General features: G+C 48.1%; 2 tRNA genes and 1 rRNA gene. All 3 read right to left on the bottom strand.

The annotated features are described in order from the left end of the window. Positions 1–130 precede the first annotated feature (130 nt). Positions 131–206: transfer RNA gene (locus HCX62_RS13910), tRNA-Ala, on the bottom strand. Between the two features lie 46 nt (positions 207–252). Continuing rightward, positions 253–326 (bottom strand) — tRNA-Ile (locus HCX62_RS13905). 129 nt (positions 327–455) lie between these two features. Next, positions 456–975: ribosomal RNA gene (locus HCX62_RS13900) — 16S ribosomal RNA — on the bottom strand; the annotation flags it as partial.

Here is a 975-nt window from a genome sequence, read left to right as displayed (position 1 = left end):
TATCAGCGATGATACATCCAATCAGATGAAAGATTCACTTTCAGATGATTCTCGGTTACTTGTGTCATAAATAATAAATTATCTATGCTAACTTTACTAACTTTCTTATCTAGTTTTCAAAGAACAATTTTGGTGGAGCCTAGCGGGATCGAACCGCTGACCTCCTGCGTGCAAAGCAGGCGCTCTCCCAGCTGAGCTAAGGCCCCATAAAAGGAATGTAATTGTTTGTTTTCTTGTGTCAGAAAGAAAAAGTGGGCCTAAATGGACTCGAACCATCGACCTCACGCTTATCAGGCGTGCGCTCTAACCAGCTGAGCTATAGGCCCGTCAAAAATGTACTGGCGCGATGCTTCAAGCACGGTGCCTTGCATACTTTATCTGACATAAAAGAGAGTAACCTCTCAAAACTGAACAAATATAGAAGAACGAAAACTCACAGGTTTCCTTTTCCTTAGAAAGGAGGTGATCCAGCCGCACCTTCCGATACGGCTACCTTGTTACGACTTCACCCCAATTATCTGTCCCACCTTCGGCGGCTGGCTCCATAAAGGTTACCCTACCGACTTCGGGTGTTACAAACTCTCGTGGTGTGACGGGCGGTGTGTACAAGGCCCGGGAACGTATTCACCGTGGCATGCTGATCCACGATTACTAGCGATTCCGGCTTCATGTAGGCGAGTTGCAGCCTACAATCCGAACTGAGAATAGTTTTATGGGATTAGCTCCACCTCGCGGCTTCGCGACCCTTTGTACTATCCATTGTAGCACGTGTGTAGCCCAGGTCATAAGGGGCATGATGATTTGACGTCATCCCCACCTTCCTCCGGCTTGCACCGGCAGTCACTTTAGAGTGCCCAACTAAATGCTGGCAACTAAAATTAAGGGTTGCGCTCGTTGCGGGACTTAACCCAACATCTCACGACACGAGCTGACGACAACCATGCACCACCTGTCACTTTGTCCCCGAAGGGAAAG

It is taken from the genome of Listeria swaminathanii (assembly GCF_014229645.1).
GTDB lineage: Bacteria > Bacillota > Bacilli > Lactobacillales > Listeriaceae > Listeria > Listeria swaminathanii.
The sequence above is the reverse complement of the archived record's forward strand: the minus strand, read 5'-3'. Positions and strand labels throughout refer to the sequence as shown.